Raw genomic sequence first — 12,841 nt, forward strand, 5'->3', positions numbered from 1 at the left:
TAAAAATAAATTAAGGGCAGTTAAAATTATGATCAAATCAACGGTTGCTATTCCGTAATTTCTCATCAAATAAAACAGTTTAGTCTTCGATGTACAATTAGTGGCAAAACTTTGTACTAGTGTAAGTAGGCATAAAGGAAGAAAACTTAATTTATCAGCTTTTGCACCTTTTTTTAACTTGATAGTTATTTTTGCCGCACTCCACTGCCTGAAAAGAATATATTTTAACGATTTTTTGGTTTCTAATAGCATCAGGAACTAATAGCTATTCTAATCTTGAGTTCAACTTTCAATTAGAAGTTATCTACTAGTCAAAATCACCATTTTTAGATATATTTACAGTTGTTTTTCTAACTGGTCATAGTGTCAAAAACATACTTTTGATCATGATGTTTATAAACTACATGGTCATATTTACATCATTCAAAACGTAATTTCCTGACAATTTGGCAAATTCTTTCAGGTACTAAAAGCGGTAATCATTTAATTTTCATTGAAGGCCTTACTCTGTAAGCATTTTACCCTTACTTACCACATTTGTTCTGTGGAAAAATCATCAAATTCCGGCTTAATATCTCGTAACATAAGTTGATCCAATGCTTGTTGAGGTGTAACTTCTCCTTCCAGTAGTTGATAAACTTGTTCACTAATAGGAATAGCAATACTTCGTTGTTGTGCAATTTCCATTAATACCCGACAAGTGTTCACACCTTCCGCTATTCCAGGAAGACCTGCTAAAATTTCTTTGAGCGTTTTTCCATGAGCTAACTGATAACCAAGTTGATAATTCCGACTTAAAGGGCTGTTACAAGTAGCTAGTAAGTCTCCTAGACCGGATAAACCATAAAATGTTTCCGTTTTCGCGCCTAAATTCTTACCAATTCGCACTATTTCGGTTAAGCCACGGGTGACTAAAGCCGCTTTAGCATTTGTTCCTAAGTTTAGCCCGTCACATACACCAGCAGCGATCGCTATTACATTTTTTAGCGTTCCTCCTAATTCTACTCCCACAGGGTCAGGATTAGTATAAACACGAAAACGACTGGAAGAAAATACCAATTGTACACTTTGGGCAGCATTGATATTTTTACTAGCTACTACGGTTGCTGCTGGTAATTCCCGGACAATTTCCTGAGATAAATTCGGACCTGATAAGACAACAACGGGATGATTAGGAAAAATTTCTTGCCAAATTTGCGAAGGTGTGTATGTTGTTTTGGTTTCTAATCCTTTAGTTGCGGTGACAAAGATTGTCTCTGGAGACACAGGAGAAGATTGTACCACAGAAGCTACATCTCTTACCCCTTGCATAGAAATAGCCGATAAGACTATGTGGGCATTTTCCAGTAGACTGACTAAGGATTGTGATCCCTGACGTGACCATAAATGCACCTGATTACCATTAATTGCTGCTAATTTGGCCAGGGCTGTACCCCAAGCACCAGCACCAAGAATCACGACAGATTTTAAATTTTGGATTTTGGATTTTGGATTTTGGATTTTGGAATTGGTCATTAGGGTAAAATAACAACGGACAACGGACAACGGATAACGGACAACGGATAACGGATAACGGACAACGGACAACGGACAACGGACAACTGACAACTGACAACTGACAATTGACTATCTGGGGTAACGTTTCATTAATTCTCTGACTTGCTCTGCATGATAGGAGCTTCTTGTCAATGGTGAAGAAACAACTTGTAAAAATCCTAATTCTTCTCCAAAAGTTTGCCAGGCTGCAAACTGTGTTGGTGTAATAAAATCAGATACCTGCAAGTGTTTTTGAGTAGGTTGGAGATATTGCCCAATTGTCAAAATATCACAATCTACCCTTCTGAGGTCTTCCATAACTTGACGCACTTCTGCATCTGTTTCACCTAAGCCGACCATAATACCAGATTTTGTGTAAGTTTTAGGAGAAATTTGCCGCGAGCGTTGTAATAATTCCATAGTTCGCTCATAATTACCTTGGGGACGCACACGACGATATAAACGGGAAATAGTTTCTGTATTGTGGTTCAGTACCTCTGGTTTAGCTTGGAGAATTATCTCTAAAGCTTGCCAGTTACCGCATAAATCAGGAATTAATACTTCTATGGTCGTATGAGACGAAATATCATGAATAGCATTAATACATTTAACAAATTGATATGCACCACCATCAGGTAAATCATCTCGATTAACGGAAGTAATCACGACGTGATTAAGCTGCATTCGGCTGACTGCTTCCGCTAGTCTTATAGGTTCGGTGGGATCTAATGCTTGGGGTTTTTTTTCAAAGTCAATATCACAGTAAGGGCAAGCTCTGGTGCAAGCAGGACCCATAATCAAAAATGTAGCAGTACCAGCATTGAAGCATTCACCAATGTTAGGACAAGAAGCTTCTTCACAAACGGTATTCAGGGCTAAATCCCGCAAAATCTCTTTAATTTTACCAACACGCTCCCATTGAGGTGCTTTTACCCGCAACCAGTCTGGTTTTACAGTCACAGTCTACTTTTACCATTTTAGTTATACAAGTCTTATCCTAGCAAGCAAAGACATCTCCGGCGGCAGAAAAATTTGTTATTTTTTGCTAATTGTGGTATGATGGATCTAAATTGCCATTTCTATGGCGGGATGTGGCGCAGCTTGGTAGCGCACTTCGTTCGGGACGAAGGGGCCGCTGGTTCGAATCCAGTCATCCCGATTTGTATTTATGTTGAACATTTTAAAAATCCCTAAACCAATCAATTTTGTAGGGGCAAACCCCCTGTGGTTGCCCCAAATAAGAGCAAACCCCCTGTGGTTGCCCCAAATACCGGGGTAGGCACGGGGGCGCTACCCCTACGACCCCTACATTAAAATTAAATCCAAATCTTTTTTTATATATAACTTCTATTGCTATTTCCTTTTTGGTTATGAATCTTTCTACCCTGTTATCATGGCTTTTTTGGGGATTTTTTTGTCAATTTTTCCAAATTACGTCTTTTTCCACTTATTCGATTAGTGAAATTGATTATTTAGTGAAGTTTGGACAACAAAAACTTATCTTTATTTCTGCCTGACTACCCACTCAATTCTCCTCAAGTTTTTTTCGACTTTTTCAGCAAACCCTAACTAGCAATAGAGAAAGGTTGAACTCTCGGTTTGATATGGGTGCAAGTCCCATCTACCAGACTCAGGTATGACTCCTTATCTGCCCACACTGACCAGACTCGGTTTCGGGAGGTCAAAGCTGGGAACAGGACGCAATCAGACATCCGTTGTGGGGTGACACTGGCGTTAACAGGGAGTTCCTACGGTGAAACAGAGCCTATAAAAGCAACCCATCTAGAAGCAGGACACAACAGCAAAACCCTGACTTGACTGGAGCTAATTCCCGCCGCATATTTCTCCAATAGCGGTAAGAGTCAAGGGAATCCAGTGGTTGAATTGGCTACACCTAACGGAACTAACAATCAACCGAGGGAACGAATAAAAACGGATTGAGGGTCTAAGGGCGGTCGAACCCTATAAGTAGGCTCGACGAGCAGCGCAATCCCCTCAATTCGGGTAAGACAGACCGTAATTGGTCTGAGGTGTTCAGAATATACAAACTGGAGCAGAGTATGATTAGACACAGAAGCAATTCTAATGAATCCTGGAAAACGTTACCTTGGAAAAAATTCTGCCGTAACCTATTTCACCTTCAAAAGCGCGTATATAAAGCGGTTCAAGTTGGCGACAAGCGTAAAGCGAAGTCCCTACAAAAGCTGATTCTGAAATCCACCGCAGCAAGATTACTGGCTATCCGTCAAGTAACACAGCTAAACGCTGGGAAAAAGACAGTAGGAATTGACGGGAAAACCGCGCTTAATTTTGAGCAAAGGTTTCAATTCAGCAACGCCTGATTTTTCTTATTTCCCACTAGTTGTATGTACAGTTATTGGAGTTTGACACCCCTACATTACACGCAAACCTAAAATCATTAAATCCCGTTCTACACCGTCCAAATCAGCGATTTTCGGTAGATTTCCCCAAGCTTGAAAACCAAACCAAGCAAATAACTTTAAACTAGGTTGATTATGGGCGAAAATAAAACCAACTAAAGTTTTTAAACCTAGACTGGGACTTTCTGTAATTGCTTTTTCTAAAAGTTGTTTTCCTAAACCCCGTCCTTGGAATTTTGGGGAAATGTAAATACTGATTTCCGCTGTGGAATAATAGGCTGGTCTACCGTAGAATGATTGAAAACTTAACCATCCAGCAATTACCCCATCCGTTTCCACTACCCATAGGGGACGTTGGGAGGGGACTCGTCCTTTAAACCAAGCGAGACGACTTTCCACAGATACGGGTTCTAAATCAGCGGTAGCCATACGGCTAGGAACGGCAGCATTGTAAATGGCTACAATAGCGGGTAAGTCGGTTTCTGTGGCATTGCGGATGATCATTGCTGATATTGGGGGCGCAGATTTTTGATAAAATAAAATAGATATTTCCAAATAATACACTCTCAGGAGAAAAATCTTGTTTCCTATTTGGCGTTCACCTCTGGTGCTGAGTTGTCTGCGATCGCTCGGTCTGGTATTTACAGCTATAATCACTATTAGCCTTGGGTCAATCTATGTTCAGGCACAAACCGCCCCTGTGTTATCTCCAGATTCACCAAAAGTCAAGGTTAGAGTCCCCGATTTAGGGCGACATTTCCAAAAACTTGGGGTGACAGGATCAATTATAATTTATGATTCAAAAAACAATGGTACCTATGAACACAATCCTCAGCGAAATGTCACGGCATTTACTCCAGCTTCAACTTTCAAAATTTTCAACGCTTTGACAGCTTTAGAAACAGGTGTGATTGCTGATGATGTAGCTGTCTTGACTTGGGATGGAATTTATCGAGATTTTCCGGGTTGGAATCAAGATACAAATTTACGTCAAGGTTTCAAAAATTCAACTGTCTGGTTTTATCAAATTCTTGCCCGCAAAATTGGCAATGAACGAATGCAGCAATGGATTGATAAAGTTGGTTATGGCAACCGACAGATTGGTACTTCCGCAGATATTGATCGTTTTTGGCTGCAAGGACCTTTGAAAATTACACCCAAGGCGCAAATTGATTTTTTGCAACGGTTGTATCAAGGTAATTTACCTTTTTCAAAACGAACAATGGATCTTGTCAAAGATATCATGGTGCGTGAACAAACTCCCGATTACACACTGCGAGCTAAAACGGGATGGTTGAGTAGCAATAAACCCCAAATAGGTTGGTTTGTGGGTTATGTGGAACAAAATAAAAATGTCTATTTTTTTGCCACAAATATTGATATAAATAAACCAGATGATTTATCGGCTAGAGTCGAGATTACACGCAACAGTTTGAAAGATTTGGGTTTGCTATAAACTTCGCTGATTATATCTTAAAACCGGACTTTGTACAATTCAAATAATTCTCCTAATTGCTGTTTAACAATCTTACCACCCCCAGCTTTAATTATTTTTTCCCATTCTGAAATCGGTTCTAGAAACACCTCCGCACCTAAATAGGTTTCGAGTACAGCCCAGTCTTCTGCTAGAGGTTGTTCTGAATTGAGAATATCAAAAACAAAATTTCCTCCTGGTTTTAATACTCGTTTAACTTCTATTAATACAGCTTGCCAATATTCTAAGGGAAAATAGCAACTAAATCCTGTGGCAATTACTAAATCAAATTGATCTTCTGGATAGTTTAAATGGTGAGCAGGTCCTAATTCTACGCCTTTAAACAGTTTGGAATTTAATTGTGAACCACGGGAATTAAGAGTATCTTTGGCTATATTACTAATTTCTTGCCCATAAAAGAATGCTTGCCAATCTCTCCAAGGATAGATTAAAAAGCTCACACCGCAACCAATATCTAAACAATGTTCGTTTTTTTGAGGTTGAGCAATTTCCCAAAATGGTGAAACTATTCTATCATTTAATCTGCCATTAATCCATTCCTGAAATATTGGCATTGCTTCTATTTCTTCGGGTAATACAAATTTTTGATTTTGATATTGACGGTTAAAACGATATGCTATTTGTGCTATTCTCTCTTGCCATTTATCAGCGGAATAGTTATTGGTTTTATAAGTATTAGCAGGTGAATTTTTAGACATTTATGACTTTAGTAATTGGTAATTGGTAAAAATATTTACCCTGGCATCATTCAGGAATGTATATCTTGACATAATCTATGGCAACCAGTAATACTAATGCTGAGAGGATGTCTAAAAAGACGATGGTGAATACTTTGCAAACAACCTCTAACGTATAATAGCAAGTTTATGGCGGTCATAACTGATGATAATAGAATTTAGCGCGGTTGTCTCCCAGATTATTGAATACGCGCCCCAAGCCCGTCAACTGATTATTACACAAGCTCAGAAAAATGAGACCGTTATCAAAATCCTGCAAAAATTAAAACTAAATCCTACACAAATCCCGGATGAGGTTGATACAGTTTACGCTTATACTCTTGTAGAGTATGGCGTTTACAAGCATGAAGCTATCTTGAAGCTGTTACAACAAAAAACAGTTAAGGATGATTTTTGGCGTGCTTACAGTAATAATTCTCCCTTTGAATTTGTAACTAGTATTCGCAATTTCCTGAGTGAAAATATTGATTTAAACAAAAGTATAATCCAGGCAAATACCAATATATTATTGGAATTAGAGCAGTTTGGTCAAATTTTTGTTTCTGTGGCTAAACGCACAAAATCTGATAAGTATTCGCCCTATCCAGACTGGGACTTAGATGTTTACCCTAAAGAGTTTAAAGCCACAATTTCCGAAAAAACTCGCTTATTTTCCGGTCGTGAGTTTGTATTTGAGAGAGTTCGAGAATTTTTGAGTAAAAAGGATAGGGGTTATTTTACCATAGTTGGAGATCCTGGTATGGGAAAAAGTGCCATTGCAGCCAAATTGATTAAAGACTATTGTTTTCCTTGCTATTTTAATATTTTTGCGGAAGGACGGAGGACACCAGAACAGTTTTTAGCCAGTATTCGTAAACAATTGATTAATCGTTATTCATTACAAAATGCAGATAACGATAATTTGAGCGCCTTAATTCAAAAAGTTAGTGAGAAATTAACTCAAAACAACGACCAATTAATTATTGTTATTGATGCTTTAGATGAGGTAGAACAAGAGGGACGTGATAATCTATTAAGTCTACCACAAAATCTGCCAAAGGGAGTCTATTTTTTATTAACTAGAAGACCCTATAATCTGCAAACAAAACGTTTAAGTTTATCTCCAGATACTCCTACAGATGAGTTAGATTTGAGAGATGATCAATATACTCATTTGAGTAATGATGATGTTAGGAAATATATTCCTTTATTCATAGCAGAAGATAAGGAATATGGAGAAAATCTGAAACAATGGATTCAATCTCGCAATATTGATCAAGTTCACTTTGTGGATACAGTAGCAGCTAAAAGTGAAAATAATTTCATGTATTTGCGCTATATTTTACCAGGAATTGCTAAAGGTGAATATAGAAATTTGCAACTAGAAGGACTACCACAAGGACTTGAGAACTATTATCAAGACCACTGGTCAAACATGAGAATGGAAGAAGAAGCTAATCAAATAAAAGTCAAGATATTGTATGTCTTGGTAGATATAGGTATTGTTTCTCCAAAGTTGATTGCGGAAATTCTTGATCAAGAGGAGTATGAAGTACGAGCAGTATTAAATGATTGGGTGGAATATTTAACCAAACAAGAAAGTTTAGAAGATGGTAAAAAATACTATCAATATAGTATTTATCACCGCAGCTTTTTGGAGTTTTTAAAAGACAAAGATGAGTTACATCCTGGTCGAAAAATCCTTAAAGAAGTTAAAAAAAGTATAGCTGATTATCTATTAAGGGAGATGGCATAATATGGGAGAAATTGCTACAAAATTCAAATCAAAAAGTTCAGAAGTTCGTAAGTTATATTTAGATACATTTCCTACCAGGGTATTAAAAGAAAAAAAAGCAGACATATACTATAATATTCTCATGGATTTTGATTTTATTTTTCTCAAGATTCAACATCCTGATTTGGGTGTATAATTTTTAATTATGGACTATGCTTTAATTGATGATCTAAACAATAGCAGTAGACTTAAACCAGAAGAAATCACAAATCTGGAATTAGTCAGAGGTGCGCTTCTGCTATCAAGCCATATTTTGAAACAGGACACAAACCAATTAGCAGCGCGACTATGGGGAACATTACAGTGTTTCCCTCAGCAACCAATTCAGAATCTCTTAAAAAGTGCATCTGAGAGTCATAATGTTTGCTTGCGTCCAATTACGGCCAGTCTCAGAAATGGTAATTTATTGGCTAATTTCCCAGGTCATGAAAAGTGGGTAAATTCAGTATCTATCACTGAAGATGGTAAAAAGGCCGTTTCTGGTGCTTCAGATAACAGTTTGAAACTCTGGGATTTACAATCTGGTAAGATAATTTATAATTGGGAAAATGACGACTGGATAACAGCCGTAGCAATTACCCCAGACGGGAAAACAGTCATTTCTGGTTCTCGTAATAAAACTTTAAAATTGTGGAATGCAGAAACGGGTAAACTTGTGTTATCCTTAGAAGGTCATGATTCCTGGGTAACAGCCGTAGCAATCACTCCAGACGGAAAAATGGCCATTTCTGGTTCAGATGATCATACCCTCAAGTTCTGGCATTTAGATTTAGATAACAAAAAAGCTAATTGCATTCACACTTTGAAAGGCCACAAAGATGCAGTTAGATCCGTAGCAATTACTCCCAATGGGAAAATAGCTATTTCTGGTTCTCGTGATAATAACTTAAAATTGTGGGACTTGCAAACAGGTGAAGTAATTAGAACTCTACAAGGCCACACAAGTTGGGTAAGAGCCGTAGCAATTACCTCCAATGGAAAAAAGGCTATTTCAGGTTCACTGGATCATACCATAAAATTATGGAACTTGCAAACAGGTGAAGTAATTCACACCCTCACAGGCCATAAAGACTCTGTAGGGGCTATATCCATGACCCCAGATGGGAAAATTGCTATTTCTGGTTCAGATGATCATACCCTGAAGTTGTGGGATTTAGATACAGGTAAAGAAATTCGTACCCTCATAGGTCATAGTGACAAAGTTAGAGGGGTTGCTATCACTCCAGACAGGGAAAGAGCCGTTTCTGCCTCCGATGATTATACTCTAAAGCTTTGGGATTTAGACATCAGTAAAGAATCTTCAGCTAGAGGCCATAATAATTCGATAAGAGTAGTAATTCTGACTCCAGATAGCAAAAAAGCCGTTTCCGCTGCTGATGATTGTACTCTAAAGCTTTGGGATTTACAAACAAATCAGGTAATTTTTAACTTTGAAGGTCATACTCGTCCTATCAAAGCATTAGTGATCAGTCCTGATGGAAAAACTGTCATTTCCGGCTCAGATGATCATACTCTCAAACTGTGGGATTTGCAAACAGGTAAGGAAATCCATACTTTTGAAGGTCATGAAGACTGGGTAACAACCTTAGCAATTAGTCCAGACGGGAAAAAAGTCGTTTCCGCTTCCCGGGACAAAACTCTCAAACTGTGGAATTTAGATCAACTTCAGAAAATTCATACTTTTGAAGGTCATAAGGACTGGGTAACAACCTTAGCAATTAGTCCAGACGGGGAAAAAGCCATTTCCGCTTCCCGAGACAAAACTCTCAAACTGTGGAATTTAGATCAAGGTCTGGAAATCAATACTTTTATTGTTGATAGTCCTATTAGTTCTTGTACATTTTCTCCAGATGGGTTTACTATTATAGCAAAGGAGGAATCAGGACTGGTACATTTTTTCCGATTGGAAGTAACTTAAAATCAGGTGAAAATTATCACAGATATTCCCAGATATATCCCGGAATTTAGACAAATAATTACCGAAAAAAATCGTGATTTTGTCGGTCGTGAATTTGTCTTCACTGCTATTGACAACTTTCTCCATAAATGTCACCGAGGCTATTTTACCATAATCGGTGAACCTGGTATTGGTAAAAGTTCTATCCTTGCTCATTATGTTAGCCAAAATCCAGGAGCCCTTTATTACAATGTGGAACTAGCTGGTAAAAGTCATCCTGGTGAATTTTTGACTAATATTTGTACTCAATTACGAGAAATTGCTCAATATCAAGGTATTAAAAACTTACCATCTAATTTTGCTGATGCTAGTACGGAAAATAGTAGTTTTTTGTCTTCTTTATTACAACAAGTCAGCGATAAACTAAATTTAGAACAACGATTGATCATTGTTATAGATGCCTGTGATAAAATTAACATGAATCAGCAAACAAGGGGTGCAAATATATTTTATTTACCTCGTTATCTCCCTGAAAAGGTGTATTTTATTCTCAGTCGTCGTCCTTTTGTAAAGGATAAATCAGGTTTATTAATTGAAACACCTTCCGAATCTTTAGATTTGTCAAGTTACCCGCAACAAAATCGTCTTGATATTCAAAAATATCGGCAAAATTATTTAAATACTCACAATATTGATCATCAATTATTAACACAAATTACTGAGGAAGAAAGTAATTTTATGTATGTTAAGGAAATTTTAACTGCTGGTAATCATCAGGTTGATAGTGATCATTTACAAACTTATTATCAACAGCATTTAGATAAAATGAATTTAATGACTAATAAACAACAGAAAATGGCTTCTCTGGTATTAACTATGTTAATAGAAGCAGCACCAATATCTGTGGAAACAATAGCCGCAAGATTAGATGTAGATGAATATGATGTTCAGGTAATTTTAGATAAATGGCGAGAATTTCTGCATTTAGAATCAACAACCACAGGAATCAATTATAGTCTTTATCATCGCAGTTTTCGTAATTGGTTGACACAGGTAAATAGATAAATATATGCGATTTGACAAATAGTGGATATGAGATGAGCTTCATAAGTGTTAGGCTTTTGCTAGTAAAGGTGCAGCAGCTAGGAGGGTTTGGGTATAAGGGTGTTGAGGATGAGCAAAAATTTGTTTAGTCTGTCCTATTTCTACTATTTTACCACTATTCATGACGGCAATGCGATCGCACAAAAACCGCGCTAACCATAAATCATGGGTAATAAACAAGTAGGTTAAATCAAATTCTGCTTTTAATTGTAACATCAAGTCGAGGACTTGGGTTTGCACACTCGCATCTAACATACTCACTGGTTCATCACATATTATCAGTTTTGGACGAGTAATTAAAGCCCGGGCTATAGCTACCCGTTGTTGTTGTCCTCCGGATAAATCAGCGGGATAACGATGATAATATGATTCTGCTGGAGTTAAACCAACTTTTTCTAACATCCATAAAACCCGTTCTTTGGCTTTTTTTCCATTTGCTAAATTATGAATTAATAAAGGATCTGTGATACTTTCTCCTACGGTCATAGCTGGATTTAAACAAGCATGAGGATCTTGAAATATCATTTGGATTTGTCTCCGGGAAAAACGGATTTCTTGACGGGATAACCTGGTTAATTCCTGTCCTAAAAATTCGACTTTTCCTGATGTGGGACTGATCAATTGTAAGATGGTTCTCGAAAGTGTACTTTTCCCACAACCAGACTCTCCTACTAATCCTAAAATTTCCCCTGGATACAATTCTAAGTTAATTCCATCTACGGCTTTAACTGTTTGACCTTCTCCTTTAAATATTCTTTCAATAAAATTCGGTTCTATGGTATAATGTTGTTTGAGTTCTGTAATTTTGAGAATGGGATTTACCTTTTCTATTCTCTGTTCTTCGTTCTCCGTTTCCTCTTGTTGTTGAATATGTAAAGCTGCTTTTAATAAAGATTGAGTATATTTGTGTTCAGGGTGAGCAAATACAGTTTCCGTTTTCCCCATTTCGACTATTTTACCCTGATACATCACCCCAATGCGATCGCAATATTCCCCCACCATGGCTAAATCATGGGAAATTAACAATAATCCCATATTTTCTTCTCTACACAGTCGCGTTAATTCTTGGAGAATTTGAGCAGAAACAGTCACGTCTAAACTAGTTGTTGGTTCGTCCGCAATAATTAATTTAGGACTCAATAACAAAGCTAACGCAATGGCTACCCGTTGACGCATCCCTCCGCTAAACTCATGGGGGTACTGATGCCAACGATTAGAAGGGATTTTCACCTTGTCTAAAGTCGCTAAAGCTCTTTCCTTGGCTTGCTGTTTAGATAATTCTGGTGCATGAGCCTGTAAAGTTTCAATACAATGATTCCCAATAGTCATTAATGGGTCTAATCGCGTCATGGGATCTTGGAAAATCAAAGCCACGGCTTCACCCCGAAACTTCTGCATCTGAATTTCTGTTAAATTAAATACAGATTGTTCCTGAAATTTTACTAATCCTTCCACACGACTGGAGGCTGGTAATAAACGCATAATTGCTCTACCGATAGTTGATTTACCACAACCGGACTCTCCCACCAATCCCATACTTTGACCAGATTGGAGAACAAAAGATACATCATCAACAGCCCAGTTTTCCCCTTCTCCACTGCGTTGAGGATAGGCTACACGCAGATTTTCCACAACAAATAAAGCTCTACTCATAATTCAGACTTTTTATAAACGTATTAATTTTAACTTTGTTTCCCAAGTATATTCTGTATACAGGTCAATAAAATACCTTGAAACACAATAAATATACCATGAAAAAATCTTTCTAGTGATCGGGAAAAAACTAGTTTCGGCTGTTCACCAAATTTTAGACTTGATATACCCGTTATATACTATAATGATTTTAGTTAGGGCTTGCTGATAGCGTAGCGTGGCGTTAGCCATATAAACCTAAAACCATTTATTAACAAAGGGTTT

At 37.5% G+C, this 12,841-nt stretch carries 10 protein-coding genes, 1 tRNA gene and 1 pseudogene; 7 read left to right on the forward strand and 5 right to left on the reverse strand.

All coding sequences use genetic code 11. The features are described 5' to 3' along the window. Nucleotides 1–528: 528 nt before the first annotated feature. Nucleotides 529–1,515 (reverse strand): NAD(P)H-dependent glycerol-3-phosphate dehydrogenase, encoded by a 987-nt coding sequence (locus ACIR310F_RS0113155; RefSeq protein ID WP_051289627.1) that lies wholly within the window; start codon nt 1,513–1,515, stop codon nt 529–531. A 111-nt stretch (nt 1,516–1,626) separates the two neighbouring features. Continuing rightward, nucleotides 1,627–2,496: a lipoyl synthase gene (gene lipA, locus ACIR310F_RS0113160; protein ID WP_028084227.1), complete on the reverse strand. Its 870-nt coding sequence runs from the start codon at nt 2,494–2,496 to the stop codon at nt 1,627–1,629. Between the two features lie 125 nt (nt 2,497–2,621). Here lipA and ACIR310F_RS0113165 point away from each other — a divergent pair. Together ACIR310F_RS0113165 and ACIR310F_RS22485 are read left to right on the forward strand one after the other, a co-directional pair. After that, nucleotides 2,622–2,695: transfer RNA gene (locus tag ACIR310F_RS0113165), tRNA-Pro, on the forward strand. A gap of 901 nt (nt 2,696–3,596) precedes the next feature. After that, nucleotides 3,597–3,869, forward strand: a pseudogene (locus tag ACIR310F_RS22485) (reverse transcriptase N-terminal domain-containing protein); the annotation flags it as partial. Nucleotides 3,870–3,929: 60 nt separating this feature from the next. Here the strand turns inward: ACIR310F_RS22485 and ACIR310F_RS0113175 are convergent. Continuing rightward, nucleotides 3,930–4,421 (reverse strand): GNAT family N-acetyltransferase, encoded by a 492-nt coding sequence (locus ACIR310F_RS0113175; RefSeq protein ID WP_028084228.1) that lies wholly within the window; start codon nt 4,419–4,421, stop codon nt 3,930–3,932. A gap of 76 nt (nt 4,422–4,497) precedes the next feature. Between ACIR310F_RS0113175 and blaOXA the strand changes: the two genes are divergently transcribed. Beyond that, nucleotides 4,498–5,373, forward strand: a complete 876-nt coding sequence (gene blaOXA, locus ACIR310F_RS0113180; protein ID WP_081677595.1) for a class D beta-lactamase — start codon at nt 4,498–4,500, stop codon at nt 5,371–5,373. Between the two features lie 17 nt (nt 5,374–5,390). Here blaOXA and ACIR310F_RS0113185 read toward each other — a convergent pair whose 3' ends face one another. Continuing rightward, complete coding sequence (locus tag ACIR310F_RS0113185; protein WP_028084230.1) at nt 5,391–6,110, reverse strand: class I SAM-dependent methyltransferase; 720 nt, start codon at nt 6,108–6,110, stop codon at nt 5,391–5,393. A gap of 184 nt (nt 6,111–6,294) precedes the next feature. Here ACIR310F_RS0113185 and ACIR310F_RS0113190 point away from each other — a divergent pair, with 184 nt between their 5' ends. Genes ACIR310F_RS0113190 through ACIR310F_RS0113200 form a run of 4 tightly spaced genes read left to right on the forward strand, consistent with a single transcriptional unit; the run spans nt 6,295 to nt 10,885 of the window. After that, nucleotides 6,295–7,884, forward strand: coding sequence for a P-loop domain-containing protein (locus ACIR310F_RS0113190; protein WP_231387525.1), 1,590 nt, complete (start codon nt 6,295–6,297; stop codon nt 7,882–7,884). Nucleotide 7,885: 1 nt separating this feature from the next. Continuing rightward, complete coding sequence (locus ACIR310F_RS26890; RefSeq protein ID WP_231387526.1) at nt 7,886–8,059, forward strand: hypothetical protein; 174 nt, start codon at nt 7,886–7,888, stop codon at nt 8,057–8,059. A 9-nt stretch (nt 8,060–8,068) separates the two neighbouring features. Beyond that, nucleotides 8,069–9,841, forward strand: coding sequence for a WD40 domain-containing protein (locus ACIR310F_RS22490; protein WP_051289629.1), 1,773 nt, complete (start codon nt 8,069–8,071; stop codon nt 9,839–9,841). Nucleotides 9,842–9,847: 6 nt separating this feature from the next. After that, nucleotides 9,848–10,885: an AAA family ATPase gene (locus ACIR310F_RS0113200; protein ID WP_035367978.1), complete on the forward strand. Its 1,038-nt coding sequence runs from the start codon at nt 9,848–9,850 to the stop codon at nt 10,883–10,885. A 48-nt stretch (nt 10,886–10,933) separates the two neighbouring features. On the opposite strand, the gene ACIR310F_RS0113205 is transcribed toward ACIR310F_RS0113200, so the two are convergent. Beyond that, entirely contained in the window at nt 10,934–12,577 is a 1,644-nt protein-coding gene (locus ACIR310F_RS0113205) for a dipeptide ABC transporter ATP-binding protein (protein WP_028084233.1), read from the reverse strand. Between the last annotated feature and the right edge of the window lie 264 nt (nt 12,578–12,841).

Origin of the sequence: Dolichospermum circinale AWQC310F (genome assembly GCF_000426925.1) — a bacterium.
Classification (GTDB): Bacteria; Cyanobacteriota; Cyanobacteriia; order Cyanobacteriales; family Nostocaceae; genus Dolichospermum; species Dolichospermum circinale.

Excerpts from the sequence above, each read along its gene's own strand:
- ACIR310F_RS0113155 (WP_051289627.1), bottom strand. The coding sequence starts at position 1,515 with ATGACCAATTCCAAAATCCAAAATCCAAAATCCAAAATCCAAAATTTA.
- ACIR310F_RS0113175 (WP_028084228.1), bottom strand. The coding sequence starts at position 4,421 with ATGATCATCCGCAATGCCACAGAAACCGACTTACCCGCTATTGTAGCC.
- ACIR310F_RS0113185 (WP_028084230.1), bottom strand. The coding sequence starts at position 6,110 with ATGTCTAAAAATTCACCTGCTAATACTTATAAAACCAATAACTATTCC.
- ACIR310F_RS0113190 (WP_231387525.1), top strand. The coding sequence starts at position 6,295 with ATGATAATAGAATTTAGCGCGGTTGTCTCCCAGATTATTGAATACGCG.
- ACIR310F_RS26890 (WP_231387526.1), top strand. The coding sequence starts at position 7,886 with ATGGGAGAAATTGCTACAAAATTCAAATCAAAAAGTTCAGAAGTTCGT.
- ACIR310F_RS22490 (WP_051289629.1), top strand. The coding sequence starts at position 8,069 with ATGGACTATGCTTTAATTGATGATCTAAACAATAGCAGTAGACTTAAA.
- ACIR310F_RS0113205 (WP_028084233.1), bottom strand. The coding sequence starts at position 12,577 with ATGAGTAGAGCTTTATTTGTTGTGGAAAATCTGCGTGTAGCCTATCCT.